29 protein-coding genes are annotated in these 26,508 nt (G+C 74.7%); 15 read left to right on the top strand and 14 right to left on the bottom strand.

Annotated features, from left to right (window positions below):
• The coding region (locus tag VGI02_RS25955) for an amidase (RefSeq protein WP_331632409.1) at positions 1-1,128 on the top strand (1,128 nt) is incomplete at its 5' end.
• Positions 1,129-1,172: 44 nt separating this feature from the next.
• On the opposite strand, the gene VGI02_RS25950 is transcribed toward VGI02_RS25955, so the two are convergent.
• Positions 1,173-2,648: an MFS transporter gene (locus tag VGI02_RS25950; RefSeq protein ID WP_331632407.1), complete on the bottom strand. Its 1,476-nt coding sequence runs from the start codon at positions 2,646-2,648 to the stop codon at positions 1,173-1,175.
• 95 nt (positions 2,649-2,743) lie between these two features.
• Here VGI02_RS25950 and VGI02_RS25945 point away from each other — a divergent pair, with 95 nt between their 5' ends.
• On the top strand, positions 2,744-3,289 hold the full coding sequence (locus tag VGI02_RS25945; protein ID WP_331632405.1) for a TetR/AcrR family transcriptional regulator: 546 nt from the start codon (positions 2,744-2,746) through the stop codon (positions 3,287-3,289).
• On the opposite strand, the gene VGI02_RS25940 is transcribed toward VGI02_RS25945, so the two are convergent.
• Together VGI02_RS25940 and VGI02_RS25935 are read right to left on the bottom strand one after the other, a co-directional pair.
• Positions 3,270-4,103 (bottom strand): amino acid kinase family protein, encoded by an 834-nt coding sequence (locus tag VGI02_RS25940; protein ID WP_331632403.1) that lies wholly within the window; start codon positions 4,101-4,103, stop codon positions 3,270-3,272. The two genes, VGI02_RS25945 and VGI02_RS25940, sit on opposite strands and share 20 nt — an antisense overlap.
• A 29-nt stretch (positions 4,104-4,132) precedes the next feature.
• On the bottom strand, positions 4,133-4,927 hold the full coding sequence (locus tag VGI02_RS25935; RefSeq protein WP_331632401.1) for an amino acid kinase family protein: 795 nt from the start codon (positions 4,925-4,927) through the stop codon (positions 4,133-4,135).
• Between the two features lie 95 nt (positions 4,928-5,022).
• On the opposite strand from VGI02_RS25935, the gene VGI02_RS25930 reads away from it, so the two are divergent.
• Positions 5,023-5,370, top strand: coding sequence for a DUF3040 domain-containing protein (locus tag VGI02_RS25930; protein ID WP_331632399.1), 348 nt, complete (start codon positions 5,023-5,025; stop codon positions 5,368-5,370).
• A 4-nt stretch (positions 5,371-5,374) separates the two neighbouring features.
• Here the strand turns inward: VGI02_RS25930 and VGI02_RS25925 are convergent, their stop codons facing one another.
• From VGI02_RS25925 to VGI02_RS25915, 3 genes are all read right to left on the bottom strand, one after another.
• The gene (locus tag VGI02_RS25925; protein WP_331632397.1) at positions 5,375-6,256 is read right to left on the bottom strand and encodes an alpha/beta fold hydrolase; all 882 of its coding nucleotides are present in this window, start codon (positions 6,254-6,256) and stop codon (positions 5,375-5,377) included.
• 160 nt (positions 6,257-6,416) lie between these two features.
• On the bottom strand, positions 6,417-6,902 hold the full coding sequence (locus tag VGI02_RS25920) for a DnaJ family domain-containing protein (protein WP_331632395.1): 486 nt from the start codon (positions 6,900-6,902) through the stop codon (positions 6,417-6,419).
• 52 nt (positions 6,903-6,954) lie between these two features.
• The gene (locus VGI02_RS25915) at positions 6,955-7,977 is read right to left on the bottom strand and encodes a hypothetical protein (protein WP_331632393.1); all 1,023 of its coding nucleotides are present in this window, start codon (positions 7,975-7,977) and stop codon (positions 6,955-6,957) included.
• A 438-nt stretch (positions 7,978-8,415) separates the two neighbouring features.
• Here VGI02_RS25915 and VGI02_RS25910 point away from each other — a divergent pair, with 438 nt between their 5' ends.
• The 7 genes from VGI02_RS25910 to VGI02_RS25885 all read left to right on the top strand — a co-directional run bounded on the left by VGI02_RS25910 (position 8,416) and on the right by VGI02_RS25885 (position 14,691).
• Positions 8,416-8,976, top strand: a complete 561-nt coding sequence (locus VGI02_RS25910; protein ID WP_331632391.1) for a recombinase family protein — start codon at positions 8,416-8,418, stop codon at positions 8,974-8,976.
• A 35-nt stretch (positions 8,977-9,011) separates the two neighbouring features.
• Entirely contained in the window at positions 9,012-9,968 is a 957-nt protein-coding gene (locus VGI02_RS25905; protein ID WP_331632389.1) for a cytochrome c oxidase assembly protein, read from the top strand.
• 95 nt (positions 9,969-10,063) lie between these two features.
• Positions 10,064-11,326 carry a putative lipid II flippase FtsW gene (ftsW, locus tag VGI02_RS25900; protein ID WP_331632387.1) on the top strand — a complete coding sequence of 421 codons (1,263 nt, stop codon included), beginning with the start codon at positions 10,064-10,066 and terminating at the stop codon, positions 11,324-11,326.
• 61 nt (positions 11,327-11,387) lie between these two features.
• Complete coding sequence (locus VGI02_RS25895) at positions 11,388-11,843, top strand: MaoC family dehydratase (RefSeq protein ID WP_331632413.1); 456 nt, start codon at positions 11,388-11,390, stop codon at positions 11,841-11,843.
• 36 nt (positions 11,844-11,879) lie between these two features.
• Positions 11,880-11,957 carry a putative leader peptide gene (locus tag VGI02_RS29195; protein WP_414638384.1) on the top strand — a complete coding sequence of 26 codons (78 nt, stop codon included), beginning with the start codon at positions 11,880-11,882 and terminating at the stop codon, positions 11,955-11,957.
• 39 nt (positions 11,958-11,996) lie between these two features.
• The gene (locus VGI02_RS25890; protein WP_331632385.1) at positions 11,997-13,340 is read left to right on the top strand and encodes an MFS transporter; all 1,344 of its coding nucleotides are present in this window, start codon (positions 11,997-11,999) and stop codon (positions 13,338-13,340) included.
• Between the two features lie 10 nt (positions 13,341-13,350).
• Positions 13,351-14,691: an LLM class flavin-dependent oxidoreductase gene (locus VGI02_RS25885; protein ID WP_331632383.1), complete on the top strand. Its 1,341-nt coding sequence runs from the start codon at positions 13,351-13,353 to the stop codon at positions 14,689-14,691.
• A 10-nt stretch (positions 14,692-14,701) separates the two neighbouring features.
• On the opposite strand, the gene VGI02_RS25880 is transcribed toward VGI02_RS25885, so the two are convergent.
• From VGI02_RS25880 to VGI02_RS25860, 5 genes are all read right to left on the bottom strand, one after another.
• Positions 14,702-15,007, bottom strand: a complete 306-nt coding sequence (locus VGI02_RS25880; RefSeq protein WP_331632381.1) for a transcriptional regulator — start codon at positions 15,005-15,007, stop codon at positions 14,702-14,704.
• On the bottom strand, positions 15,004-15,627 hold the full coding sequence (locus VGI02_RS25875; RefSeq protein WP_331632379.1) for a hypothetical protein: 624 nt from the start codon (positions 15,625-15,627) through the stop codon (positions 15,004-15,006). The genes VGI02_RS25880 and VGI02_RS25875 overlap by 4 nt, the downstream gene beginning before the upstream one ends.
• Before the next feature lie 222 nt (positions 15,628-15,849).
• Positions 15,850-17,007 carry an acyl-CoA dehydrogenase family protein gene (locus tag VGI02_RS25870; protein ID WP_331632377.1) on the bottom strand — a complete coding sequence of 386 codons (1,158 nt, stop codon included), beginning with the start codon at positions 17,005-17,007 and terminating at the stop codon, positions 15,850-15,852.
• Positions 17,008-17,138: 131 nt separating this feature from the next.
• Positions 17,139-17,825 carry an SDR family oxidoreductase gene (locus VGI02_RS25865; protein WP_331632375.1) on the bottom strand — a complete coding sequence of 229 codons (687 nt, stop codon included), beginning with the start codon at positions 17,823-17,825 and terminating at the stop codon, positions 17,139-17,141.
• Positions 17,826-18,113: 288 nt separating this feature from the next.
• Complete coding sequence (locus VGI02_RS25860) at positions 18,114-18,749, bottom strand: L,D-transpeptidase (RefSeq protein WP_331632373.1); 636 nt, start codon at positions 18,747-18,749, stop codon at positions 18,114-18,116.
• A 160-nt stretch (positions 18,750-18,909) separates the two neighbouring features.
• Between VGI02_RS25860 and VGI02_RS25855 the strand changes: the two genes are divergently transcribed.
• Positions 18,910-20,187 (top strand): NAD(P)/FAD-dependent oxidoreductase, encoded by a 1,278-nt coding sequence (locus VGI02_RS25855; RefSeq protein WP_331632370.1) that lies wholly within the window; start codon positions 18,910-18,912, stop codon positions 20,185-20,187.
• Between the two features lie 262 nt (positions 20,188-20,449).
• On the opposite strand, the gene VGI02_RS25850 is transcribed toward VGI02_RS25855, so the two are convergent.
• Positions 20,450-20,977, bottom strand: coding sequence for an Lrp/AsnC family transcriptional regulator (locus VGI02_RS25850; protein ID WP_331632368.1), 528 nt, complete (start codon positions 20,975-20,977; stop codon positions 20,450-20,452).
• A gap of 97 nt (positions 20,978-21,074) precedes the next feature.
• Here VGI02_RS25850 and ald point away from each other — a divergent pair, with 97 nt between their 5' ends.
• A complete protein-coding gene (gene ald / locus VGI02_RS25845) occupies positions 21,075-22,172 on the top strand; it encodes an alanine dehydrogenase (RefSeq protein ID WP_331632366.1) in 1,098 nt (365 codons plus the stop codon).
• Here ald and VGI02_RS25840 read toward each other — a convergent pair.
• Positions 22,121-23,032: a hypothetical protein gene (locus VGI02_RS25840; protein ID WP_331632364.1), complete on the bottom strand. Its 912-nt coding sequence runs from the start codon at positions 23,030-23,032 to the stop codon at positions 22,121-22,123. The two genes, ald and VGI02_RS25840, sit on opposite strands and share 52 nt — an antisense overlap.
• Positions 23,033-23,280: 248 nt before the next feature.
• A complete protein-coding gene (locus VGI02_RS25835) occupies positions 23,281-24,384 on the bottom strand; it encodes a branched-chain amino acid aminotransferase (RefSeq protein WP_331632362.1) in 1,104 nt (367 codons plus the stop codon).
• 113 nt (positions 24,385-24,497) lie between these two features.
• On the opposite strand from VGI02_RS25835, the gene VGI02_RS25830 reads away from it, so the two are divergent.
• The 3 genes from VGI02_RS25830 to VGI02_RS25820 all read left to right on the top strand — a co-directional run bounded on the left by VGI02_RS25830 (position 24,498) and on the right by VGI02_RS25820 (position 26,508).
• On the top strand, positions 24,498-25,052 hold the full coding sequence (locus tag VGI02_RS25830) for an RNA polymerase sigma factor (RefSeq protein ID WP_331632360.1): 555 nt from the start codon (positions 24,498-24,500) through the stop codon (positions 25,050-25,052).
• Positions 25,049-25,651: an Asp23/Gls24 family envelope stress response protein gene (locus VGI02_RS25825; protein WP_331632358.1), complete on the top strand. Its 603-nt coding sequence runs from the start codon at positions 25,049-25,051 to the stop codon at positions 25,649-25,651. Before VGI02_RS25830 ends, VGI02_RS25825 begins: the two co-directional genes overlap by 4 nt.
• 89 nt (positions 25,652-25,740) lie before the next feature.
• The gene (locus VGI02_RS25820) at positions 25,741-26,508 is read left to right on the top strand and encodes a pirin family protein (RefSeq protein WP_331632355.1); all 768 of its coding nucleotides are present in this window, start codon (positions 25,741-25,743) and stop codon (positions 26,506-26,508) included.

Raw genomic sequence — 26,508 nt, 5'->3', positions numbered from 1 at the left:
TTCGCCGACCGGGTCGGGGTCGTCGACGCGCCGCACGTGGCGCGGATGCGGGCGGCGGGGGCGCTGTTCGTCGGGCGGACCAACACCCCGGAACTGGGGTTCGGGTCGCAGACCTACAACCCGGTCTGGGGCACCACCCGCAACCCCTACGCCCACACCCGCACCGTCGGCGGCTCGTCGGGCGGTGCGGCGGCCGCGCTCGCGACGCGCATGCTGCCGGCGGCCGACGGTGGCGACACCCTGGGCTCCCTCCGCAACCCTGCGGCCTGGGCGAACGTGTACGGGCTGCGGCCCTCGCGCGGCCGGGTGCCCGGCGTCCCGGGCTTCGTCGCGCAACTGGGCGAGGCGGGGCCGATGGCGCGTTCGGTGACCGACCTGGCCGCGCTGCTCGAGGTGATGACGGACGGAGGCCCGGTCGGGCCGCTCGACCGCACCGACCCGCTGGACCTGACGTCGCTGCGCCCGGCCGACCCGGCGGGCCTGCGGGTGGGCTGGCTGGGCGACCTCGGCGGCCGGCTCGCGACCGAGCCCGGGCTGCTCGAGGACGCCCACGGCGCCGTCGACGTCCTGGCCGGGCTCGGCGCCGTCGTCGAGGACGTCGTCCCGGCCTTCGACCTCGACCGGCTGTGGGACGCGGTCCTGCGGTGGCGCTGGTGGAACGCCGTCGAGATGGCGCCGCTGCTCGAGGACCCCGCCCTCGCGGCGCAGCTCAAGCCCGAGCTGCGCTGGGAGATCGAGCACGGCACGGCGCTCACCGCGCGGGAGGTCTCGGAGGCGGCCACGGTGCGGGCCGAGTGGTACGCGGCGGTGGTCGGGCTGTTCCGCCGGTACGACGTGCTCCTCGCCCCGGCCACCCAGGTGCATCCGTTCGCGGCGGAGGTGCCGTGGCCGCGGGAGATCGCCGGCCGGACGATGGACACCTATCACCGCTGGATGGAGACGGTGGCGCCGTGGTCGATGGCCGGTGTCCCCGTGCTCGGGATGCCCGCCGGGTTCACCTCCGACGGGCTACCGGTCGGCGTGCAGCTGATCGGCCCACCGGGTGGTGACCGTCGGGTGCTCGAGGTGGGGCTCACCCACGAGGCGGCCACCGAGTGGTCGGCCCGCCGCCCGCCGCTGCTGGCCTGAGCCCGGACGCCGATGTGAGCGTGGTCCCTTCCTGACGTCAGATGTCAGCGATGCGCCACCGCTGGCATGGCGTTCCTGGTCCGGACGGGGGTCGGCAGCAGGCGCGACTGGAACGCCGCCCCCGCCAGCACCAGCGCCGCGACGGCTCCGACGACGGCGAGGGCCGTCGTGAACGACGCGCCCGCCGCGGCGAGCAGCGCCGGGTCGGTCGTGGCCGCGAGCGTCCCGCCGAGGGTGTCGCCCGGCACGCCGTCCGGCAGGCCCGCCCGGTAGGTCGCGGCCGCGATGCTGCCCAGCACCGCGACCCCGAGCGCTCCGCCCAGCTCGAAACCGGTCTCCGAGATCGCCGATGCGGCCGCGGCGCGGTCGGCGGGGGCGGACTCCAGGATCAGGTCCGTCGTCAGGGTCTCGACGAGCGCCACCGCCATCCCGGCGAGCGCCATGCCCACGACGACGGCCACCGGCCCGGCTCCGGCACCGAGCAGCGTCAGGGTGCCGAAGCCGAGCGCGGCGACCGCGAGGGCGCCGCCGACCAGCCGTCGGACCGGGAAGCGGCGGGCCAGCCGGGCGGCCACCAGCGCGCCCGCCATCCCGGTCAGGGTGCCGGGGACGAGCCACAGCGCGGCCTCCAGCGAAGACATGCCCGCCACGAGCTGGAGGTACTGCGGCACGAGGACCAGCAGCCCGACGAGCGCGAACACGCTGAGCAGATTCGTCGCCACCGAGACCGAGAACGCCCGGCGGGCGAACAGCGTGAGGTCGATCAGCGGGTCGGCGACGGTGCGCTGGCGGTGCACGAACCACGCGCCCGCGGCGAGCCCGACGACGGCGGCCCCGGCCCCGGCCGTCGTGACCCCGTCGGTGGCCAGGGACTTCACCGCGTAGACGACCGGCAGCATCGTCGCGAGGGTCAGGCCTGCCGAGAGCAGGTCGAACCGCCCCGGGCGGGGGTCACGGCTCTCCGGCAGCAGCAGTGGGCCGACGGCGAGCAGCGCGAGACAGATCGGCACGTTCACCAGGAACACCGAGCCCCACCAGAAGTGCTCGAGCAGCCAGCCCCCGACGACGGGTCCGGCCGCGGCCCCCGCGGAGAACGTCGCCGCCCAGACCCCGATCGCGCGCCGCCGGGCAGCGGGCTCCGGGAAGATCGTCTTGATCAGCGAGAGGGTCGAGGGCATCAGCGTCGCGCCCCCGAGCCCGAGCAGGGCCCGGGCCGCGACGAGCGCCCCCGCGGTGGGCGCGAACGCGGCCGCCAGCGAGGCGAGCCCGAACGCCGCCGCCCCGACGAGCAGCAGCCGCCGACGACCGAGGCGGTCACCGAGACCGCCGGCGACCACGAGCAGGCCCGCGAGCACGAACGAGTAGATGTCGACGATCCAGAGCTGCTCGGCCGCCCCGGGGCGCAGGTCCGCGGAGATGGCGGGCAGGGCCGCCCCGAGCACGGTCATGTCCAGCGTGATCAGCAGGACCGGGGCGGTGAGGGTCGCGAGAGCGAGGGCCCTCCGGCGCTGGACGAGCATGGCGACGTCTCCGTTTATTGACAGTCCGGACGGTACAGTTACGAATCGAAACTGTACCAGCCGGACGGTGCAGTGAGACGCGATAGGGTCGGAGGATGCCCCGGCCCTCGCAGCGGGACCAGATCGTCCGGGCCTACGTCGACCACGTCGTGAGCCACGGGCCCGACGCGGTGACCCTCGAGGCGGTGGCGACCCGCGCCGGGGTGTCCAAGGGCGGGCTGCTCTACCACTTCGGCTCGAAGGACGCCCTGCTCACCGGCTTCCTGGACTGGGTCCGGAGCCTCACCGACGACGACATCGCCGCGGCGCGGGCGGCCGCGACCGCGGGCGAGGAGTCGGTGGCGCGCTACTACCTGCGGACCTCGGCCGACGACCCGCAGCGCGACAGCGCCATGTTCCGCAGCATGGTCGCCCTGCTGAGCCTCGCCGGGTCCGAGGAGGCGGCGGCCGTCGCCGCGCGCGACGTGATGACGGCGTGGCGCGACGTGCTCGCCGAGGAGGCCGGTGACGACCTGACCGGCGACCTGATCGCCGCTCTGGGGGACGGGATCTACCTGCGCGCCATCGCGGGCGAGCCCTCCACGGGGCTCGCCCGCGACTGGGACGCGGTGCTCTCCCGGCTCAGTCCGCCCGCAGGGTGAGCCCGCTGGGGCGGCCCGCGCGGGCGTCGGAGATGCGCCCGCGCACAGTGCCGTCGACGACGGCGAGCGAGCGCACGTGCTTCGCGCGCGGCAGCAGGTCGAGCACGACGCGGTCGACCGGGAGCCCGCCCGCACGCTCCGTCGCGTCGCCCACCGTCAGCGCCGCACCCTCGAATCCCGCGAGCGACTCGGTATCGCGCACGTAGGTCAGCGAGCGCGCGCCGAAGGCGTCCGCGAGCAGCAGCGCGCCCGCGTCGGTGCGGTGCACAGGGAGTCGACCGCCCGCGGTCGGGAACTCGTGCACCCCGTAGGGCGGGTAGCCGGTGGACACCGCGGCGGGGGCGGCGGCCAGGTGCACCGGCAGCTGACGCGCGACGCTGCCGTGCGGCAGGTACGAGACCCCGTCGGCGGCCAGCAGCGCCGCGACGAGGTGGCCGTTCTGCTCGGCCTCGGTGGCGGCGAGCCCGGCGAGCGCGCCCGCGGGCAGGCCCAGGTCGAGGCCGACGCCGAGCACGTGGCGCGCCCGCACACCCGCGCCGGTGAGGATCAGCAGGCGGGTCCCGCCGTCGACGGGAGCGGGTCCGGCGAACGTGGACCGCAGCTCCTCGACGACGCCGAGCAGCACGTCGCCGCCACGGTCGACGACGCTGGAACCGCCGAGGACGACGACGTCGAGCCACGGCAGCAAGCGCCGCGGGGGCCGTTCGCGGCCAGGCTCGGCGGCCGCGAGGCGTTCCGGGTCGAGCAGGGTCTGGCGCATCAGCGCCGAGGGCACGTCCTTGCTGCGGACTTCTGAGGTCTCGGGGGCCGTCACGACGGCCACCTCCTTCGGGTGGAGGGCCGTCAGCCCGTGATGAGGGTGCCGACGTGCTCGCCGGCGAGGGCGCGGGTCAGGACGCCGGGGCGCAGCCCGTTGACCACCTGGACGTGGCGGACGTGGCGCGCCGATGCCATGAGCTCGAGGACGCCGCGCTCGACGACGAGGTCGGGCAGATCGCGGGCGAGCAGATCCGACACCGAGATCTCGGGGACCAGCTCGGCCGACGGGTCGTTCTTGGGGTTGGCCGTGTACAGGCCGTCCTCGTCCTTGACGTAGATCATCCCGGCGCAGCCGTAGGTCTCGGCGACCAGATAACAGCCCGCGTCGGTGCGGTAGGGCGGGATCACGCCCGCCTCCGGGACGCGCTGCCACATGTCGTAGGGCGGCATCCCGGCGAAGACGGCGGCCCGGACCTCGGCGAGATGCAGCGGCAGCGAGGCGAGCGCGTGCGGCTCGACCACCGGGATGCCGTGCTTCGCGAGCAGGTAGCCGAGCATCGCGGCGTTCTGCCCGGCCACCGAGGAACCGATGTCGGACAGCACACCGGTCGGGAGGCCCAGTCCGGCGGCCAGCGCATAGGCGTGCCGGGCTCGGGTCCCGCCTCCGGTCCCGATGAGCAGGCGGTGGTCCCCCGTGGCCGCGACGATCTCCTCCAGCAGGGGGAAGACGGCGGCCCGGCCACGGTCGACCAGGCTCTGCCCGCCCACCTTGATGACTGTGACGTCGGGCAACAAGCGTTCCTCGGGCGCCGCGGCGACCGCCGCGAGCACTTCCGGATCGTCGAGAGAACCGCTCGTGAGCAGCGGTGCGAGGTTCATGTCCCCAGTGTGGCGGTAGCGCCGCAGGTGGGGATTCACCCGGCGTGTCCGACCCCACGGTGTGCGATGCGGGTCCGACCGGTCACTCTGTAAAGGTGCACCAGGGTGACCAGGCCGGCGAGGACCCGTCGTCGGAGAAGGACACGCGGCCCGAACGCGGCCCCGTGGACCGCCGATTCACGTCCATCATCGGTGCCCTGCGCGCCGACGACCCGCGCTTCGCGCGCCGCGTCTCGGAGGCCCGCAGGCTCCGCAGCGGCCAGATCATGATGCTCGTCGGGTTCGTCGCCACGCTGGTGCTCGGCATGGTGCCGCTCGCGCTGGGGGTCCAGACCCAGATCACGGTCCTGCTGACCCTCGGGGCGGTGGGTATCGCGTTCACCCCGGTGACCGTGCCGCCGCTGGTGGGACTCGTGCTGGGTCGGCTGCGGCCGGCCTGGTAGCCGATCAGCCCCCGGCGGCGCCCTCGATCCAGCTCAGCAGCTCGCCCTCGACCTCGTCGCGGTTGGTCTCGTTGAGGATCTCGTGGCGGCCACCGGGCCACACCCGGAACGTGACGTCCTTGAGCCCGGCCTCGCGGTAGCGGTCGGCCAGCATCTGGGCGAGGACGACGGGCCCGCCGACCGGGTCCTGCTCGCCGACGGCGATGTACACGGGCAGGTCCTGGCGCATCGCGGCGAGCCGCTGCGGGTCGGCGACCGCGCGTCCGCCCGCGAGCATCTCGGTGCCTGCCGTGGGGTCGAGGCCGAAGCCGCACCACGGGTCGGTCACGTAGGCGTCGACCTGGGCCTCGTCCCGGGAGAGCCAGTCGAAGTCGGTGCGCGCCGGGGCGAACGGGGCGTTGAACGCGGAGAGGTCGATCTCCGCCGAGGTGTCGAGGCCCGCCTCGATCTGGTCGAGCAGCGTGGTGCCGGTGATCACCGCGGCGTCGACGTCCTCGGAGTGGTCGAGCAGGTACTGCTGTGCGGCGAAGGAGCCCATGCTGTGTCCGAGGAGGACCAGCGGCACCCCCGGGACGTCCTGACGCCCCAGCTCGACGAGCCGGCCGATGTCGTCCACCAGCGCGGGCCACCCGCCGCGGCCCAGCGAGCCGGGCTGGGTCCCGTTGGCCTGCGCGGTGGCGCCGTGGCCGCGGTGGTCCTGGCCCTGGACGAGGAAGCCCGCGCCGGTCAGCACCTCGGCGAGGTGGGCGTACCGGCGGACGTGCTCGCCCATGCCGTGGGTCAGCTGCACGACCCCGCGGGGGTCTCCCGCGGGGAGCCACCGGAAGACCGCGACGGTCTGGCCGCCCTCGGACGGCAGGTCGATACGGGTGGGCTCCGTCGGCATCAGGTGACTCCCGGGTCGGCCCCTCGGCGTCCTCCTCGGGGCGGGCGGGAGGAGTCTGACCCGCCCGCCCCGCGATGAGAAGACCCCGGAGTCGATCAGGTGCCGGTGGCGGAGGAATTCGTGCCCACACAGCCACGAGCATCACCGAGCCCGGGCTCGGTCACCCGCGCCGCAGGCGGCGCCACCAGGGCCGATGAGGCCCCGGGGGCGGCGTCGACGCGGGCCGGGGAGCCGGGCGGGACGCGGCGCGGACCTCCCGCCAGCGCTCGACGACGGTGTCGGCGGACGGCCGCCGGATCGGTACGGCCGGCCCCGACGGTGCCCGTAGATGGTCGACGACGCGGCGGTCGAGCTCGACCACGACCTGCCGGACCGCGTCCTCGTCCCGCAGGTCGCGGACTGCGTCGTCGAGTCCCTCGATCTCCTTGCGCAACCGCAACGACGGCGGCAGCAGAGCGTCGGTGGACACGCCCTCGGCGCGCAACTTCGACCGGATCCACCAGTTCTCGTCGTGGAGGGACGGCAGTGTCAGCGGTTTCCCCGCCCCGGGCAGATCGTCGAACTGCCCGGCCTCCATGGCCTTGCGGATCTGCTCGTCGACACGCGACTCGTAGCGTTTCCGGTAGGCCTCCGGGTCACCACGCACCCCGTCACCGTGCCATCGGTGACGGGGGCGTGGCCATCGGAACGGCGGGGGATCAGTCGGCCTGCAGCACCACCGTCTGGACCGCCCACGGCGCGAGCGGCACGCTCGGTGTGAGGGCGACCGGAGCGGCGGCGTCGGTGGAGAGCGCCGGCCGGGTGACCAGCGCCGTCGTCGCCTTCACGACGTTGTCGACCTTGACCACCCAGGCGTCGGAGAGCGGCTCGGGCGGGGTCAGGTCCGCGACGCCGGTGCCGGCGACGAAGTAGAGGACCTGGGTGGCGCTGTCGTCCGGGGCGGGGGACGGGGTGACGGCCCCGCCGCTGCCGGTCGCCTCGCCCGGCGAGGACACCCCCGCGACGTGGGACCAGGCGCCGACGCCGCCGAGCAGCGTCGCGGGGGTGTCGGTGGTGAAGGTCGCCGGACCGGTGGCGTCCGTGGCCCGCGTCGTGAACACCGAGACCGACCCGGTACCGGCGGGCAGCGTCGTCGTCCGCAGTTCCGTCCAGCCCTGCGGGGCCCTCACCTGGCCCGCACCGGACCGGAAGACCTGGGCGACCAGCATGTCGCCGGTTACGGCGCCTCCGGGCGCGTCGAGGGTCAGCGTCGTCGCGGCGTCGGCGCTCGTGTACGAGATGGCCCGCGAGAGCGGCAGGTACGGGACGGTCGTCCCGACCACCACACCGGCCGCGACGGCGATCGTGGCGAGGACCGCGGCGCCGCTCCAGAGCGCGGTCGGGCGGGGCGCCGAGCGCGCCGCCGCGATTCCGAGGACCACCAGCAGCCCGGCGATCCCCACGACCAGGCCGAGCAGCGGGGCGCTCGACCCCGTGCGGTAGCCCCGGACCGAGAACTCGCCGATTGCGATCGCGATGGCGACGACGGCCAACAGCGCCCCGAGGCCGATCACCACGCGCTGCGGCGTGGGGGCCAGGTTGACGGTGGCGATGGCGGCCGCGGTCACGACGACGAGCACGGCCGCGGTCGCCCACGCGACCGGACTGGCCAGCCCGTCCGCGGCCACGACGGCCAGCACGGCGACCACGACGGCCGCAACCATGGCGACGGTCTTGCGCACGTCGACCTTCTCCTCTCCCTGGGCCTGTCGGCCCTGCTCCGATTGGTCGAGTCTCCACCGGCTGCCGGACGCAGTCAGTACTCGGCCCGAGGAGTGTCGTGCCGCGAGGCTCCACCGTTTCGGACGTTCGGGTGACCCCATCGGACGGCGTGCACCATCACGGTTACATCACGATGTCGCGGCCGACGGCCGGTGGGCGTCCGGGCCACGTCGCCAGGGCCCTGCGGGAGGTAGAGGTACGTCCGAGGCGCCCACCTGCGCGGATGCCACGCCACCACCACGCACAGAGATCACCCTGGCGTGCAGGCACACCTTTTCCAACGCGCGCAGGGCCGTTCGGGCGTCATGGCCGTCACGTCCCGTGGCCGGTTACGTGGAGTCGCCGGACATCGATGCACGGGCGGGCTGACGCATCGGTGAGGGCAGGGGGCAGGGGACGTGGTGTTCCGGGGATACGCGAGGGTCGCGCCACAGGGCCAGGACCCGTCGGACCAGGCCGGGCGGCTGCGCGCCGCCGGCGTGGACGACGCGTGGATCCGGACCGACCGCTCGAGCGGCGCGCGGGGGGCCCGCCCGGAGCTCGAGGCGCTGCTCGCCGACCTGAAGGTGGGCGACGTCCTCGTCGTCACCGGACTGGAGCGGCTCGCGTCGTCGGTCCTGCACATGGTCGCCATCGGCCAGCGGCTCCACGCGGCCGAGGCCGACCTGTGCTCGCTCGACGAGGCCGTCGACACCAGGACGCCGTCGGGGCGGGGGCTGCTCGCCGCGCTCGACCTGCTCGCCGGACTGCAGCGCACCCTGGTCTCGAGCAGCACCCGCGCCGGACTCGACGCCGCGCGGACCCGCGGCAGGCGCGGCGGGCGGCCGCCCCGGCTCGACCCGGAGGCCGCGGGCGAGGCCCGCAGGCTCTACGACGAGGGCCACTCGGTGACCGAGATCGCCGAGCGGCTCGCGGTGCCCCGCACGACGCTCTACGGGCACCTGCACCGTCCCTCCTGACCCCGGCTTCACGGTCCGGGGGCTGGGGTGGCGCGGTGCCGGTCCACGCGCTCGCAGCCACCGGCGTCCCGGGCGCCGGGCTGCCGCCGCTCACCCTCGTCCGGGCCCTCACGGTCTGGACCGCCCGCCCCGCCGTCCTCGCGGGAGGGGCCGTCCTCGGCGGCGGCTACCTGGCCGGGGTACGCCGCGTGCTGGGCGCGGGTGGCGCCTGGCCCACCCGCCGCCTGGTGTCCTTCCTCGCCGGGGTCGCGGCGCTGGTCGTCGTCGGGGCGAGCGCGATCGCGGTCTACGACGACACGCTGTTCTGGACGCGGGCGCTGCAGGGCGTGGTGCTGCTGCTCGTGGCGCCGATGCTGCTCGCGGGCGGGGCGCCGCTCACCCTCGCGCGCGGCACCCTCCCCGCCCCGGTCGTCGGCCGGCTGGGGACGCTCCGCCGCTCCCGGGTGGCGCGGGCGGCCTCGTCGCCGGGGATGGCCACGGTCGCGCTCATCGCCCCGCCCTTCGTGCTCTACCTGACCGGGCTCTACCCCCTGGAGCTGCGCAACGGCGCGGTCAGCGGGCTGGTCTCGGTCGCGCTGCTCGCCGCGGGGCTGCTCTACGTCGTCAGCAGGCTGCAGATCGACCCGGTGCCGCGCCCGACCCACCACGGTCTGACCCTCGGCGTGGCCATCGCCGAGATGGTCGCCGACGGGGTGCTCGGGCTCGTGCTCTGGATGGGCCCGCTGCTCGCCGTCGGGCACTACGCCGCTCTCGACCGCGCCTGGGGGCCCGACCAGCGCACCGACCAGGCCATCGGCGCGGGGGTCTGGTGGATCGGCGGGGACCTCGCGGGGCTGCCCTTCCTCGGGGCGATCGCGGTGCGCTTCGCGGCCTCCGATGCCCGCGAGGCACGCCGGGTCGACGCGGAGCTCGACGCGGCCGAGCAGGCCGGCCGCCCTCGGCTCTGGTGGGAGGACGACCCCCGCTTCGCCGACCGCTTCCGTCGCGGCTGAGGCCCCTCGGTTCGTCCGGTTGCGGCGTTCTCGTGCCGGGGCACGCAGGTCGCGGGTGCCGCGGACGGCGTCACGCCGGTGCCAGGCTCGCGGGTGTGACGACGGCGCGCGGGGACGCGGTGCGTGGGGGAGCGGGTCCCCGTCGGACGAGCCCGATCGCCCACCACGTGATCGGAGCGCGGCGCGCGGTGGCGGCGACGCTGCGGCGGCCGCTGGCCTCCTACTACCTGGTCGTCGGGCTCACCGTGGTCCTCGCCGGGCTCGGACTGGTCATGGTGCTCTCGGCGTCGTCGATCGACTCGCTCACCCGGACCGGGAGCCCGTACGGCGTCTTCGTCCACCAGATCGTCTACTGCGCGGTCGGCGGCGTGGCCTTCGTGCTGGTGGGCCGGGTCCCGGTGCGCCGCTGGCGGGTCGCGAGCCCGTGGCTGCTGGGGCTGACCCTGCTCGCCCTCGTCGTGGTCCTCGTCCCCGGTCTGGGGTCGTCGGTGGCCGGCGCGCAGAAGTGGTTCGTCCTCGCCGGCCTCTCCCTGCAGCCCAGCGAGCCCGCGAAGCTGGCGCTGGTGCTCTGGGGTGCGCACGTGCTGCTCGCGCGCGGCGGTCCCGGCGCCGGGCGGCGGGGGTGGAGCTGGCAGTCGCTGCTGCCCGTCGTGCCGGTCGCGCTGCTCACCGCGGGCCTCGTCGTCATCGAGCCCGACCTGGGATCCGCGCTGGGCATCGTCGTCGTGCTGTTCGCGCTGCTCTGGTTCGCCGGGGTCCCGGGGCGGCTGCTGGGGCTGCTCGGGGCGGGGGCCCTCGCCGCGGTCGGGGTGCTGGCGGTGACCGCGAGCTACCGGCTGGCGCGCCTGACGTCGTTCCTGGGCGGTGGCGGGGACGACTCGCTCGGCGCCGGTTACCAGTCGCAGCAGGCGTTGTTCTCGCTCGCCGACGGCGGCCTGCTCGGCGACGGGCTCGGGCAGGGCGCGGCGCAGTGGAGCTACCTGCCGAACGCGTCCAACGACTTCGTGTTCGCGATCCTCGGCGAGGAGCTCGGGCTCGTCGGGTCGGTCGCGGTGCTCGGGCTGTTCGTGCTGCTCGCCTGGGTGGGGCTGCGGATCGCCGCACGCACCGTCGACCCGTGGAACCGGGTCGTCGTCGCGACCCTGACGGTCTGGCTCGTGGCGCAGGCCGTGATCAACATCGGGTACGTGCTCGGCCTGCTCCCGGTCACCGGGATCACCTTGCCGCTGATCTCCGCGGGCGGCAGCTCGGTGATCGTCAGCATGATCTCGCTCGGCCTGCTCGCCGCCGCCGCGCGCGACGAGCCCGAGGCCCGGGTGGCCCTCGCCCGCGGGGCCACCGTCGGGCCCCGGGGCTAGGGTCGACCCGTCCCCGTGATCACCGCGCGGGGCGGTCGACGGCGACGGAGGGTTTGACGTGGTGGAGGTCCTGTCCGGATCGGACGCGGTGTACCAGGCCAAGGGCCGCGAGCTCGGGCCCGGCGAGTGGTTCACCATCGACCAGGCACGCGTGGACGGCTTCGCGGACGTCACCGAGGACCACCAGTGGATCCACGTCGACCCGGAGCGGGCCGCGTCCGGCCCCTTCGGGACGCCGATCGCCCACGGGTTCCTCACGCTGTCGCTGCTGCCGCACCTGGCGAACTCGGCGCGGGCCTTCGAGGGCGTGACGATGGGCGTCAACTACGGCCTGAACAAGGTCCGCTTCCCCCAGCCCGTCGCGGTCGGCAGCCGGGTCCGGGCGCGGGTCATGATCGTCGACGTCACCGACCTGACCGGCGGCGGGCTGCAGCTGGTCTCCCGGGTCACCGTCGAGATCGAGGGCGAGGAGAAGCCGGCCGTCGTCGCGGACATGGTCTCGCGCACGTACTTCTAGCCAGGGGCCCGGGCGGCGGCACTAGGATGTCCACCCGTGCCGCGCCCGTTCCTCACCCGTCGTCGGCACCTCGACCTGCGCCGGCTCGCCTCCGCGGCGTGTCGCGGTCGGTAGCTCCCGCCACCGCCCCGACCCGCCCGTGAGGAACCTCCCGTGAGCTCTGCCGTCCGCGTGCCCGTCCGCATGCCCCGCCGCGTCGCCGTCGCCTCGGCGATCGGCACCACCGTCGAGTGGTACGACTTCTACCTCTACGCCACGGCCACCGCCCTGGTGTTCAACACGCTCTTCTTCCCCGGCGTCAGCTCGACCGCGGGCACCCTCGCCGCGTTCGCGACCTACGCCGCGGGCTTCGGTGCCCGCCCCATCGGCGCGGTCGTGGCCGGACACATCGGGGACCGGGTCGGCCGCAAGGCGGTGCTCGTCGGCGCGCTCGTGACGATGGGCGCGGCGACGACGCTCATCGGGGTCCTGCCGACGTTCGCGACGGTGGGGGTGCTGGCCCCGACGCTGCTCGTGGTGCTGCGGGTGGTCCAGGGCCTCGCGGTCGGCGCGGAGTGGGGCGGCGCCGCGGTGCTCTCCGCCGAACACGCCGCGCCCGGACGCCGGGGGCTCGTGGGCAGCTTCACCCAGATCGGCTCGCCCGCCGGGATGCTGCTCGCCACCGGGTCGTTCTTCCTCGTCCGCTCGCTGACCGACTCCGCGGCGTTCCTGGCCTGGGGCTGGCGGCTGCCGTTCCTCGCCAGCGCGGTGCTGGTCGTCGTCGGGCTGATCGTGCGGCTGCAGCTGCACGACGGGCCGGAGTTCGCGGCGCTGCGCGCGAGCGGCCGGGTCGCGAAGCTCCCGGTGGTCGAGGCCCTGCGCGGGGCTCCGCGCTCGGTCGCGCTGACCACCGGGCTGCGCATCTCCCAGATCGCGCTGTTCGTGATCGTCACGACCTACGGCCTGACCTACATCTCGCAGCGTCTCGGCTCCGGGTCGTCGGCGGGCCTGCTGGCGGTCGTCGTCACCTCCGCGCTCGGGCTGGCGACGACGCCGTTGTGGGCGGCACTGTCCGACCGCGTCGGCCGTCGTCGTCCCACGCTGTTCGGCGCGCTCGCGGGCCTCGTCGGGCTGGCGCTGTTCTTCGGCGCGGTCGAGACCGGGTCGACCTGGCTGATCGTGCTCGCCGCCGTCGTCGCCCTGAACGTGGCGCACGACGCGATGTACGGCCCCCAGGCGGCATGGTTCGCGGAGCTGTTCGACGCCCGCGTGCGCTACAGCGGCGCCTCGCTGGGCTACCAGATCGGCTCGGTGCTCGGCGGCGGGTTCTCCCCGCTGGTCGCGGCCGCGCTGGTCGCGCTCACCGGTGCCCCCTGGGCCGTCGTCGCGTACCTCGGGGTCCTCACGGCGATCACCGTCGCCTCGGCGGGCCTCGCGCGCGAGACCGCGTTCGACCCGGGCCCGGCCGACCCGGAGATCACCCCGTCCGAGGCCGCGCCGGTCGGCACACAGGTGTAGGGAGAGCGGCGTGAGCCTCCCCGTCCATCCCCGTCGCTCCGCTCGCATCCACCTCAACGCCTTCGCCATGATGTGCGCCGGGCACCAGTCCCCGGGACTGTGGCGCCACCCCGAGGACCAGGGGTTCCGGTACACCGACCTGGACCACTGGACCTCGCTCGCCCGCCTGCTCGACGACGCCGGGTTCGACGCGCTCTTCCTCGCCGACGTCCTGGGCGTCTACGACGTGGCGGGCGGCTCGCGCGACGCGGCGGTCCGCGCGGGCATCCAGGTGCCCCTCGGCGACCCGATGATGCCGGTCTCGGCCATGGCGGCGGTGACGTCGTCGCTGGGCTTCGGGGTGACGGTGTCGACCTCCTACGAGCACCCCTACGCGCTCGCGCGCCGGTTCTCGACGCTCGATCACCTGACGAAGGGCCGCGTCGGTTGGAACGTCGTCACCGGCTACCTGGAGAGCGCCGCGGCCAACCTCGGGCTCGGCGCTCAAGTGCCGCACGACGAGCGCTACGCGCAGGCCGACGAGTACCTCGACGTGTGCGCGCGGCTCTGGTGGGACTCGTGGGAGGACGACGCCGTCGTCCGCGACGTCGCGGGCGGGGTGTACACCGACCCGTCCAAGGTGCACGAGATCTCCTATCACGGCCGGTACTTCGACGTGCCCGGCCCGTTCCTGTGCGAGCCCTCGCCGCAACGATCGCCAGTGATCTTCCAGGCCGGCGCCTCGCCGCGGGGCCTGGCGTTCGCGGGTCAGCACGCCGAGGCGGTGTTCGTCTCGGGGCCGTCGACGGAGGTCGTCGGCGGCCAGGTCTCGCGGCTGCGGGACGCGGTGTCCGACGCCGGGCGCGACCCGGCTTCGGTGACGGTGTTCGCCCAGCTCGCGCCGGTGGTGGCGGCGTCGTCGGCCGAGGCGCGGGAGCGGTACGAGTCCTACGTGTCGGCGTACTCCCGGGAGGGCGCGCTGGCGTTGTTCGCCGGGTGGACGGGGCTCGACCTCACCGGCATCGACCCCGCCGAGCCGCTGCGCTACGTCGAGTCCGACGCGGGGCGCTCGGCGCTCGCCTCGTTCACCACCGACGACCCGTCGCGGGAGTGGACGGTGGACGAGGTCGCCCGCCATCTCGCGGTCGGCGGGCGCGGCCCGGTCGCGGTGGGCTCCGGCGCCGAGGTGGCCGACCAGATGGAGGCGTGGGTCGACGAGACCGGCGCCGACGGCCTCAACCTCGCCTACGCGGTGACCCCGGGGTCGTTCGCGCAGGTGGCGTCGTTCGTGGTGCCCGAGCTGCGCCGTCGTGGGCGGATGCCGGAGAAGCCGGAGCCGGGGATGCTGCGCGAGCGGCTCGCCGCGCGGTAGCGCGGGGCGGTCAGCCCAGGAGGTCCCGCAAGGTGTCGCGGTACTGCTCGAACGCCCGGCGGCCGGCGGTGGAGAGTGCGACGTAGGTGACCGGGGTCCGCCGCTCGTGGGCCTTCGTCACCTCGACGTAGCCGGCCTCCTCGAGCTTGCGCAGGTGCGTCGAGAGGTTCCCCGCCGTCATGTCGAGCAGCTGCTGGAGGCGGGGGAAGGTGAGTCGGTCGCCGGGACCGAGCGCGGCCAGCGTCGCCGTCACCCGCAGCCGGGCCTGCGCGTGGATGACCGGATCGAGCTCGGCGGGCGCCTGGTCGGTGCTCACCGGTGCTCCCGCACGTGCATCCAGACCCCGAGCACGACGAACCCGCCGCCCCCGGCGAGGGCGAGGACCAGGAAGTTCGACGGGTAGCCGACGAGCACCGTCGCCACCGCCGTCACGAGCGTCCAGACGCCCAGCACGTACTGCGGCCCGTGATTCCCCAGTGCGCCGCCCGCGAGGTAGAGCAGGCCGACGACGAGCAGCGCGGAGCCCGACCAGATCAGCGAGAGCGTCGGCCCCGGCACCCCGAGGGCGGTGAGGCGGAGGTTGATCGCGCAGAGCGCCGCGAACCCGAGGAGCCAGGTCCAGCCGACCAGCGTGCGGATCCGCCGGCTCGGGCCGGCGAGCCCGCGGTTGCTGCGGCCCAGGGTGATCCCCGTGCTGACGGCGGGCACGGCCGCGGCGACGGCGAGCAGTGCGGGGACGACGCCGTCGGGCAGCACGCCCCGGATCGCCAGCCAGACCCCGCCGAACCCGACGAGGTAGCCCAGACCCCACGGCAGGAACATGCCCAACGGGCTCGGGCGCAGCGACCGGGCGGTGCGGTCCTGCTGCGCGTCGATCGCGGCCAGGGCGTCGACGGCCGTGGGGTGCTCGCCGGGTTCGTGGGTGCTCGTGCTCATGGCGTTCTCCTTGCTCGCGGTGCAAATGAGTTTGTATCGCAAAGTCATTGGCGTCAAGGAGTGTTGTCGGGTCGCCGGGACGGCCTCGCCGCGTGATCAGCGGGCACGCATCGGGGTCGGTCGGGGTGCTCCTGCCCGACACGTGCCCGTTGATCACGGACGCGGGGGAGGATTCGGCCGCTCTATGCGCGCGAGGGTTCCCCTCGCGCGGGTGGGGCCGGCTCAGCCGCGCGCGGCCTTCCCGAGCGCCCCGCGCGCGATGATCACCTGCTGGATCTGACTGGTGCCCTCGTAGATGCGGAAGAGGCGCACGTCGCGATAGATGCGCTCCACCGGCACGCCGCGCATGTACCCCGAGCCGCCGTGCACCTGCACCGCGCGGTCGGCGATCCGCCCGACCGCCTCGGAGCAGAAGTACTTGGCCGTCGACGGGCCGGTGACCTTGTCGGACCCGTCGTCGTAGGCCCGCGCGGCCTCGCGGACCAGGGCGCGGCCGGCGTGCCAGTCGGTCACCGAGTCGGCGACGAGGCCCTGCACGAGCTGGTAGGTCGCGATCGCGTGCCCGCCCTGCTCGCGCTCGGTGGCGAACTCCGTCGTCTCGTGCACCAGCCGCGCCGCCATGCCCATGCACAGCGCCGCGATGTGCAGCCGGCCGTGCGCGAGACACTTCATCGCCGTGACGTACCCGCGGTGCAGGCCCTCCTCGGCGCCGATCAGGTTCGCGGCCGGGACGCGCACGTCGTCGAGGTAGACCTCGCAGGTCCAGGACCCGCGCTGCCCCATCTTCGCGTCGTGCTGGGAGAAGCTCACCCCGGGCGAGGACGTCGGGACGAGGAACGTCGAGATGCCGCGGGCCGGGGCCGCGTCCGAGTCGGTGCGCGCGAAGACCATGAGCACGTCGGCCAGCGGCGCGTTGGTGATCCACCGCTTGGTGCCGCTCAGGACGAACTCCTCGCCGTCGCGGACAGCCTTGGTCGTCAGCGAGGACGGGTCCGACCCGGCGTCGGGCTCGGTGAGGGCGAAGCTCGCGACGACCTCACCGGTCGCCAGCCGCGGCAGCCACTCCTGGCGCTGCTCCTCGGTGCCGCCGGTGAGCAGTACCTGGCCGGCGATCCCGTTGTTGGTGCCGAACAGCGAGCGCAGCGACGGCGTGGTCCAGCCGAGCTCCATGGCGAGCTCGACCTCCTCGCGCATCGACAGCCCGATGCCGCCGTAGGACTCGGGGATCGCGAACCCGTAGAGCCCCATCGCCTTGCACGCCTCGCGCAGTTCGGCGGGGACCTCGTCGGCCTCCTCGATCTGGTCCTCGCGCGGGACGACCTGCTCGCGCACGAACTCGCGCACCGACGCGAGGACGTCGGCGAAGTCGGACGGGTCCACGGTGTCGGGTGTCCTCTCGGGTCGGCTCCAGGGATGTCAGCGATGCGGCGGGGCTGACGTCCAGTGTCAGCATCCGGTTGAGCACGCCGATAGGGCCGCATCGCTGACATGCCCGCCATCCTCGCGCGCGATCAGCCGGTCGGCCGGACGACGATCTCGCTGATGTGCGCGTCCGACGGGGCGGCGACCGCGGTGAGCACCGCCGAGGCCACCGACTCCGGCCGCAGGTAGCGCGCCGCGTCGTAGCTGCCGCCCTCGTGCGCCACGACGGCGCGCTGCATGTCGGTGTCCACGCGACCCGGGTGCACCGAGCAGACCCGCAGGTCCGGCTCCTCGCCCCGCAGCGCGTCGGTGAAGGCCCGGAGCGCGAACTTCGACGCCGCGTACGACCCCCACCCCGGGCGCGCGGCCAGGCCCGCTCCCGAGTTCACGCACACCACGGTGCCCCGCGCCGCGCGCAGCGCGGGGAGCAGCAACCGCGTCAGCTCCGCGACCGCCACGACGTTCACCTCGAACTGCTGCCGCCAGGTGTCCGGGGAGAGCTCCGCGACCGTGCCGAGCATCCCCACCCCGGCCGAGTGGACCAGGACGTCGACCTCGTCGATCCGCTCCGTGGCGGCGGCCAGTGCGGCCGGGTCGGTCAGGTCCACCGGCCACGGCAGGGCTCGCGCCCCGAGACGACCGGCGACGGCGGACAGCGCTGCCGCGTCGCGCCCGCCGAGCAGCAGGTCATGGGTGGGGGAGAGGGCCGTCGCGACGGCTGCCCCGATACCGCGGGAGGCGCCCGTGACCAGCGCGAGCGGGCGTTGGGAACTCACCGGCGCACCCTAACGAGACGCGTTGTCCGTGGTTCACACGTGGATCCCGCACATGCCACCCCTCCGGGTGGTCACCGGCCGTGACGCGTCACGACGTCCGGGTGGACGCGTTGGACGGTGCGTCGCTCCAACACACGGAGCGTGACGGGCCGATGATCGTGCGACTTTCGTTCCCCAGCTGGGTCGCGCACGGCCTGCCGGGACTGCCCCGATCAGTCCCGACACCATGACGGCCGGCGCCCCGCGAGGACGGCGGGGCGCCGGACCGTCAGGGTGCGGATCGGCCTCTCAGCGCTGGACGACCACCGTGTCGCCGACCCGCAGCGTCCGGAAGAACGTCCGTGCCGCCGAGTCGGACAGGTGGACACAGCCCGCGGACTGCCGCGACAGGCTCCCGGTGTGGAAGGCGATTCCGCCGTCGAAGAACACCGACCAGGGCATCGGGGCGTCGTCGAACTCCTTCGACAGGTGGTCGGCGTCCTTCCACGTGACGTGGAACGTGCCCGGCGAGGTCCGCTCCCCGGGACGGCCGGTGGTGATCGGTGCCGACAGGGCCACCCGCCCGTCCTGCACCAGCCACGCCCGCTTCTTCGACAGCGACACGCAGGCCCCGTCGGTCAGGCCGCAGGGCGCGACATCGCCGGCCGACGAGGCGGGCCGCGTCGTCGTCGTGCGCGTGGTCGTCCGGGTCGTTACGTGAGAGGTGGCGAGGGCGGGCGCCGCGGTCCTCGCCGGAGCGGTCGCCGCCACGGCCGACGGCGCCCCGCTCGCCAGGGGCACGACGGCGGGTGCCGCCACCGCCACCGCCGCCGGAGCCTCGGTGCCCGTCGATCCGGACGCCCCGGAGAACCCCACGCCCGCCGTGATCCCCAGCGCGCCGACCAGCGCGACGGCCGAGCCCGCGATCGTCGTCCTCACCCGCATGCCGAACCCCCCGACCCTGGCGCGGCCCCGCTCGGGGCCCGCTGTGTCCGTGGGATCGCTGCGGTGGGCCGCTCGTGTTAGCCGGCTGCCCCGAAGGGATGACCAGGGCCCATCGCCGGAGGGGTGGGAGGGGTGTCGCGGCATGGATAGGGTCACCGTCGTGGCGGATCTGGTGGTGGTCGGAGCGTCGTTGGCGGGCCTGCGTGCGGTGGAGGCGGTGCGTCACGACGGGTTCGAGGGGTCGGTAATGCTGATCGGCGCGGAGGAGCATCTGCCCTACGACCGCCCGCCGCTGTCGAAGGAGCACCTGGCGGCCGACGAGCCGAGCGACCCCACCTATCGCGAGCGGGAGACGCTCGACGAGCTCGGTGTGGAGCTCGTCCTCGGCGCCCCGGCGACCGCGCTGGACCTGGACGCCCGCACCGTCACGGTCGGCGACCGCGAGATCGGCTACGGCGCGCTCGTCCTCGCCACCGGCGCGGACGCCCGCGCGCTGCCCGCCTCGGTCGTCCGCCCGGACCTCGCCGGCGTGGTCACCCTGCGGACCCGCGACGACGCCCAGCACCTGCACCGGCTGCTGCGCCGGGGCAACCCCCGGGTCACCGTCGTCGGCGCGGGCTTCATCGGCTCCGAGATCGCCGCCGTGGCGCGCAAGCGCGGGCACGACGTGACGATCATCGAGGCGCTCCCGACGCCGCTGGTCCGTGGCGTGGGGGAGCGGATGGGCCGGGCGCTGACCTCGATCCACGAGCGGCAGGGGACGCGGGTGCTCACCGGCGTCTCGGTCGCCGAGGTGCGGGGAAGCTCCTCGGTCGAGGCGGTGGTGCTCGCGGACGGCACCGTCATCGAGACCGACGTCCTCGTCGTCGGGATCGGCGCGGCGCCGAACACCGCCTGGTTGGAGTCCTCCGGGCTGACCCTCGACAACGGCGTCGTCGCCGACGCGACCCTCGCGGCGGCACCGGGCGTGTACGTGGCCGGGGACATCGCGCGCTGGCCGAACCTGCTGTTCGACGACGTCGACACCTCCCCGATGCGCCTCGAGCACTGGACGGCGGCCTCGGAGCAGGGGGCCCGCGCGGCGCGCAACGCCGTGAATCCGTCGGCCGCGCAGGACTACACGACGGTGCCCTACTTCTGGTCGGACTGGTACGACAGCCGCATCCAGTTCGTCGGAATGTCGCGCGCGGGCGAGGGCTTCCCCGAGGTCGACGTCGAGGTCGTGATGGGCGAGGAGGACGGCCGCTTCGTCGCCCTCTACCGGTGCGGGGATCGCCTCGCCGGCGCGCTCGCCGTCGACCGGCCCGCCGAGGTCATGCAGTACCGGCGGCTGCTCATGAAACGGGCGAGCTGGGACGAGGGCCTCGAGAAGGCCGAGGAGCGCAGGCAGCGGGCCGCGAAGAAGGCCGCCGAGGCGGCTTCGGGGTCCGCCGAGTAGGGCTCAGCGCATCAGCGCGACGACGGCGGCGCCCACCAGCCCGCCGCTCGTCGCGGTGAGAACGCGAGCGGCACGAACAGCGCGGGGTTGACCCACGTGCCGACGATCCCCTGAGCGTCAGAAAAGTCGCGTTGCAGACACTGGACGTCCGAGAACCGTCGTTGATCACTCGGGGCCCAGTCGCCCGGCAGATGATCGACGCCGCTTTTCGGACGTCCAGTGTCTGCAACGCGACTTTCCTGACGTCGGGGGCGGGCGGGTCTCAGACGCCGTGCGCCGGGCGGATGTGCTCGAAGATCAGGCTGGTCACGGTGCCCGCGACGTCGCGGTGGCCGTTCAGGGTCGCGACGAGGTCGCGCAGTGCCCCGGTGCCCGCCGTCGCGACGTGGAGCAGGTAGTCGTCCGCGCCGGCCACGAAATAGACGTCGCGCACGGCAGGCAGGCGCCGGACGAGGCCGAGGAACTCACCGAGCCGGTCGCGGGCGTCGCTCTGCAGGCGCACTGAGATCATCGCCTGGAGGCCCAGCCCGACGGCGGCCGGATCGACGTCGGCGTGGTACCCGCGGATGACCCCGCGCTCGCGCAGCGACCGCACCCGCGCGAGGCAGGTGGACGGTGCGATGCCCGCCGCCTCGGCCAGCGCGGCGTTGGTGATCCGGGCGTCGGCCGCGAGGTGGCGCAGCAGCGCGCGGTCGATGTCGTCGAGCGCGGCGGGCTCCGGCCCGCCTGCCCGCAGATGATTCGGCGTGCCTGCCCGCCCGACCCCGACGTCGTCGTGAAATTCACTCACAAGGGCAGGTTACAGAACCTTATTCAGCGATATTCCGGTGTTCACGCAGATCGTTCACCATGGTGTCGACGACGCACGGTGAACGGAGGAGCCAGCCATGAAGGTCGCGGTGCCAGCCGAGGTCAAGGACAACGAGTTCCGGGTGGCTCTGACGCCCGGGGGCGTGCGCGAGCTGATCGCCCACGGCCACGAGGTCACCGTCGAGCAGGGCGCGGGCGTCGGGTCCGCGTTCGGCGACGACGAGTACAAGGAGGCGGGCGCCCGGATCGTCGCGGACCCCGACGCGGTCTGGGGCGACGCCGAGATGGTCGTCAAGGTCAAGGAGCCGGTGGCCTCCGAGTACCACCGGCTGCGTGCCGACCAGACGCTCTTCACCTACCTGCACCTGGCCGCGAGCCGCGCGTGCACGGAGGCCCTCCTCGACGCGGGCACCACGGCGATCGCCTACGAGACCGTGACGCGCGGCGGGCGCCTCCCGCTGCTCGCGCCGATGAGCGAGGTCGCGGGCCGGCTCGCGCCCCAGGTCGGCGCGTACCACCTGATGCGCTCCCACGGCGGGCGCGGGCTGCTGCTCGGCGGTGTGCCCGGCGCCCCCGCCGGTCACGTCGTCGTCCTCGGCGGCGGCGTCTCGGGCCGTGCGGCGATCCAGATGGCGGTCGGGATGCACGCGCGGGTCACGGTGCTCGACACCAACCTCGACACGCTGCGCGACCTCGACGCCCACTACGCGGGCCGGGTCCAGACGCTCTACTCGAACGTCGACAACCTCGAGCGCGCGGTGCTCGACGCCGACCTCGTCGTCGGCGCGGTGCTCATCCCGGGTGCGAAGGCCCCGAAGCTGGTCACCAACGAGCTGGTCGTGCGGATGAAGCCGGGCGCCGTGCTCGTCGACATCGCCATCGACCAGGGCGGCTGCTTCGCCGACTCGCACCCGACGACGCACTCCGACCCGACGTTCGCGGTGCACGACACGCTCTTCTACTGCGTGGCGAACATGCCCGGCGCGGTGCCGAACACCTCCACCCACGCGCTCACCCACGCGACGCTGCCGTTCACGACCGCGCTGGCCGACCGCGGCTGGCGCGCCGCGCTGGCCGCCGACGCGGGGCTCGCCGCCGGGCTCGCGACCCACGCGGGCGAGCTCTACAGCGCCACCGTCGGCGAGGCCCACGGGCTGCCGGTCGTCTCGCTCTGAGGTGAGGCGGAGCCGACGGCGTCCCAGGCGCCGTCGGCCCCGCCGTCCCGCGGGCTCGGCACCGGGAGGGACCGGGCTCCGCGGTCGGCGGCGGGTGCCCGACCGGACCGGGGCCCGGTCATGCCCCGCAGTGCGGCCGCGAGCTCACACGCGGCGCCGACCGACGTGAGGTCGTAGACCACCGTCCGGTCGGCCACCCGCAGCGACAGCCGCCCGAGTCGGCCGCCCTCGGCGCGCTCGCACACCGTCGCCGCGACCTGCAGCTCGTCGTACCCGGCCACCCGGTGGGTGCGACCCTCACGGATCACGACCCGGTCGGGCAGGAAGGCGACGTCGCGGTGCGCGGCGGCGAACGTCGGCACCGGGAGGTCCGCCCGCAGGTGGCGGGGACCGTCGACGCGGCGGGCGACAGCGTGGTGGACCCCGTGCGGGGCGGCCTCCCAGACCGCGGGCTCCCAGCTCGTCGCGCTCATCCGCTGCCGTTCCCAGACCCCGACCAGCCGCTCGTGGGACGACGACGGCGCCGACCGCGGGTGCACGTAGGTGGCGACGACGGTGCGGCGGGCGCGGTCGAGGTGGCCGACGACGGCGAGCGCGGGAACCGCGAGCAGCGCCGCGCCGGGGCCCGCGAGGGCCGCGACGCCCACGACGACGGCGAGGGCGAGGCCTCCGGCGAGCAGGGCGTACCGGTGGGCGCGGGCGGCGTCGTCGAGCCCGCGGACCAGCTCGTCGCTGTCGGCCGGGCCTGCCACGGCGGCCGCGTCCGCGCGGACGCGGGCGGTCTCGACGACGGCCCGGTCCGCGGTGGTGCCCGGGCCCGTCGTCGTCAGGCGGGGCGTGCGGAGCGAAACGGTGGTCACGGTCGGCCTCCTCCTCCGAGGCGGGGGTGCTCGTGACCGTGTGTCGTAAGAGGACTCCGTTCCGTTACGTCAAGCAGAGTCAGACGATCGACTGTTCGGCCTAACGCCGCAGGTCGGCGAGGGTGCTCGCGGGTGGCTCCGCCTGATCAAGGGCACGCCAGGCAGCTCGAGGGCGGGCCGAGGCTGCGTGGTGTGCCCCTCGACGGCCAGGCCAAGTCTCGACGGCCAGGCCGGGCAGGGATGCCCCGTCAGGCGACCGGGACCCGCCAGCCCCGTGGGTCCGCGGTACGACCGAACTGCAGGTCGACGAGCTCGGCGCGCAAGGCCTGCGTGCGCGGTCCCGGCGTGCCGCCGCCGACCGTGAACTCCCCGCCCGGCTCGCGGAAGCGCACGATCGGGCTGATCACCGCCGCCGTCCCGGAGGCGAACACCTCGGTGATCGCCCCGCTCCGCGCGCCGTCGCGCAGCTCCTCGACCGACACCGGCCGCTCCACGGGACGCAGCCCGTGCCCGGCCGCGAGCTCGAGGACGCTGCGGCGGGTGACCCCGTCGAGGATCGTCCCGAGCGGCGGGGTCACGAGGTCGCCGTCGGCGGTCACCAGCAGGACGTTCATCGTCCCGGACTCCTCGAGCCACCGGTGCTCGACGGCGTCGAGGAAGAGCACCTGGTCGCAGTCGTGCGCACGGGCCACGCCCTGGGCCGCCAGGCCCGCCGCGTAGTTGCCGCCGCACTTCGCGTCGCCGGTGCCGCCGGGTGCCGCGCGCGAGAGGTCCGGTGCGATCCACAGCGTGAGGCCCGCGTCGCGCCCGGAGAAGAACGACCCGGCCGGCGAGGCCAGGACCGCGAAGCGGGCCTCGTCCGAGGCGCGCACCCCGAGGAAGGCCTCGGTGGCGACGGTGAACGGCCGCAGGTAGAGCGTCGCGGGCGGTTCCGGCACCCAGGCGGCGTCGAGCCGGACCAGCTCGGTGACAGCGGTGACGAACGCCGAGACGGGCAGCTCGGGCAGCGAGAGCCGGCGCGCCGAGTGCGCGAACCGGGCCGCGTTGAGGTCGGGCCGGAACAGCGCCACCGACCCGTCGGGCTGCCGGTACGCCTTGAGGCCCTCGAAGATCTCCTGGGCGTAGTGCAGGACGGCGGCCGCCGGGTGCAGCGTCATGGGCTCGAGGCCCCGCACGCCGTCGTCGTGCCAGCCGCGCTCCGCGCTCCACGACGCGACCGCCATGTGATCGGAGAACACCCGCCCGAAGCCGGGGTCGGCGAGCAGTGAGGCCCGCTGCTCGTCGGGCGTGGGCTCCGTCGGCGACCGGGGGAAATCCAGGGCGGGGAGGTGAGGATCCGCGACACTGCTCACGACCGCACGATGCCACCGGAGCACCTCCGGACACCAGCGGATTCCGGCGCGCTCAGCGCGGGTAGTGACGGGGGGTGACGTCCGATGGCGGCGCCGCCACTGATGGCGGCACGATGACGGACGAGCGCGGCGCGCAGGTCGACCGGTGGTTGGTCCGGAAGGCGCGCGAGGGTGAGCTGGGTGCCTACGAGGAACTGATCCGGCGCCACCGCGACCGGATCTACCGCATCGCGCTGCGGATCACCGGCGACCCCGCGGACGCCGACGACGTCACGCAGGAGGTCGTCATCCAGCTCTGGACGACCCTGTCGGGCTTCGCCGGCGGCTCCGCGTTCACCACGTGGCTCTACCGTGTCGTCGTCAACCGCAGCCTCGACCTCCAGCGCCGCGCGCGCCGCACCGCCCCCGACGAGCCCACCGACGACGACCTCGCCTCCGTCGCCGGACCGGAGCGCTCGGTGGTGGCGGGCGAGGAGCTGCGGGCCGGCCTCGAGGCGATCGCGCGCCTGCCGGACACCCAGCGGGTGCCGTTCGTGCTCTGTCAGATCGAGGGCCTGAGCTACGCCCAGGCGGCCGCGGTCACGAAGGTCTCCGAGGCCACGCTGCGCGGGCGACTCGCCCGCGCACGCACCACCCTGCTCGCCGAGATGAGGAGCTGGTCCGCATGACGGGGCCGACCGCGCATCCCACACCCGAATCGCGCCTGGCCTGCGGGCGGTGGACGGGCCCGCTCGTCGAGCAGGTCGCCGAGGGCCGGGGCGACGAGCTCGACGAGCACCAGCGCACCTGTCCGCACTGCCGCGCGGCCCTCGGGGAGTTCGAGCGCCTGTGGGGACCGGTGCGCGCCGTCGCCGCCGACCGGCCACGGGCCCCGACGTCCGTGGTCGAGGCGGCCATGCGCCGGGTGCGCGCCGGGTCGCAGGAGCCGGAGTACGGACGGCTCGACTCCCCGCTCGGGCACACCCGGGTGGCGTCGCGCGTCGTGGTTGCCCTCGCCCGGCACCTCGCGGGCCAGGTGCCCGGGGTGGAGGTGGCGCTGAGCGGCCTCGCGGCGGACGGCCACGGCGTCGTCGGGGAGGTCGTGCCCGACGTCCGGGCCGGGGTCACGGGCGGGTCCACGGCCGTGCAGATCACCCTCGCCGCCGCGTACGGTCAGGATCTCCAGGCGCTCGGCGAGCGGATCCGCACCGTCGTCGCGCGGGGCGTCCGGGAGGCGACGGGGTTGGAGCCGGTGGACGTCACCGTGCTCGTCGACGACGTGTGGTGATCCGCCGCGACGGAATAGGGTTCGGACGCGGGGGCGTTCTCGGCTACGGTAGGTGAACGTTCAACCAAGACGGCGAGGGGGTGCCTGCCGTGTCCGGGACGACGAGGACCGTCGACGTACGCCGCGCGGGCGATCGCGCCGTGACGGCCTGGCCGGGGATCGAGAGCAGGCACGCGTTCTCGTTCGGCCATCACCACGAGCCGGGCAACACCCATCACGGGCTGCTGCTCGCCCACAACGAGGACCGCATCGCCCCCGGGGCCGGGTACGACACCCACGCCCACCGCGACACCGAGATCGTCACCTGGGTGCTCGCCGGCGCCCTGGCCCACGCCGACTCCGAGGGGCACGCGGGCGAGCTGCGGCCGGGATCGGTCCAGCGGGTGAGTGCGGGCCGCGGCATCGAGCATTCCGAGCGCCACGCCGTCACCGACACCGCCGACCCCGCCGCCGCGGGCCTGCATCTCGTTCAGATGTGGCTGCTGCCCGACTCGCCCGGCGCCGCGCCCGACCACGAGCAGCGCGACCTCTGCGCGGCCCTCGCCTGCGGCGACCTCGTGGTGGCCGCCTCCGGGATGGCGCGCGACGACGGCGGGCCCGGGGTCCGGCTGGGGATCGCGTCGGCCGCGCTGCACGTCGGGCGACCCCCGGCCGGTCGCGTGCTGGACCTCCCGGACGCCGAGTACCTGCACGTCCACCTGGCCCGCGGCGCCGCGGAGCTCACGGTGGCGGACGGCCCCGTCGCGCTCCGGGCCGGGGACGCCGCGCGCCTGCGGGCCGCCGGGCGGCCCACGCTGACCGCCACCACCGACGCCGAGCTCCTCGTGTGGGAGATGCACGAGGGGCTGGGCGGCTAG

The organism is Actinomycetospora sp. (assembly GCF_036497245.1).
GTDB lineage: Bacteria > Actinomycetota > Actinomycetes > Mycobacteriales > Pseudonocardiaceae > Actinomycetospora.
This window is presented reverse-complemented; position numbering and strand designations above follow the sequence as displayed.

Bases quoted from the DNA above. Each gene is read 5' to 3' on its own strand.
- VGI02_RS25950 (WP_331632407.1), bottom strand. From the start codon at position 2,648: ATGCTCGTCCAGCGCCGGAGGGCCCTCGCTCTCGCGACCCTCACCGCC.
- VGI02_RS25945 (WP_331632405.1), top strand. From the start codon at position 2,744: ATGCCCCGGCCCTCGCAGCGGGACCAGATCGTCCGGGCCTACGTCGAC.
- VGI02_RS25935 (WP_331632401.1), bottom strand. From the start codon at position 4,927: ATGAACCTCGCACCGCTGCTCACGAGCGGTTCTCTCGACGATCCGGAA.
- VGI02_RS25925 (WP_331632397.1), bottom strand. From the start codon at position 6,256: ATGCCGACGGAGCCCACCCGTATCGACCTGCCGTCCGAGGGCGGCCAG.
- VGI02_RS25875 (WP_331632379.1), bottom strand. From the start codon at position 15,627: ATGAGCACGAGCACCCACGAACCCGGCGAGCACCCCACGGCCGTCGAC.
- VGI02_RS25860 (WP_331632373.1), bottom strand. From the start codon at position 18,749: ATGCGGGTGAGGACGACGATCGCGGGCTCGGCCGTCGCGCTGGTCGGC.
- ald (WP_331632366.1), top strand. From the start codon at position 21,075: ATGAAGGTCGCGGTGCCAGCCGAGGTCAAGGACAACGAGTTCCGGGTG.
- VGI02_RS25830 (WP_331632360.1), top strand. From the start codon at position 24,498: ATGACGGACGAGCGCGGCGCGCAGGTCGACCGGTGGTTGGTCCGGAAG.
- VGI02_RS25825 (WP_331632358.1), top strand. From the start codon at position 25,049: ATGACGGGGCCGACCGCGCATCCCACACCCGAATCGCGCCTGGCCTGC.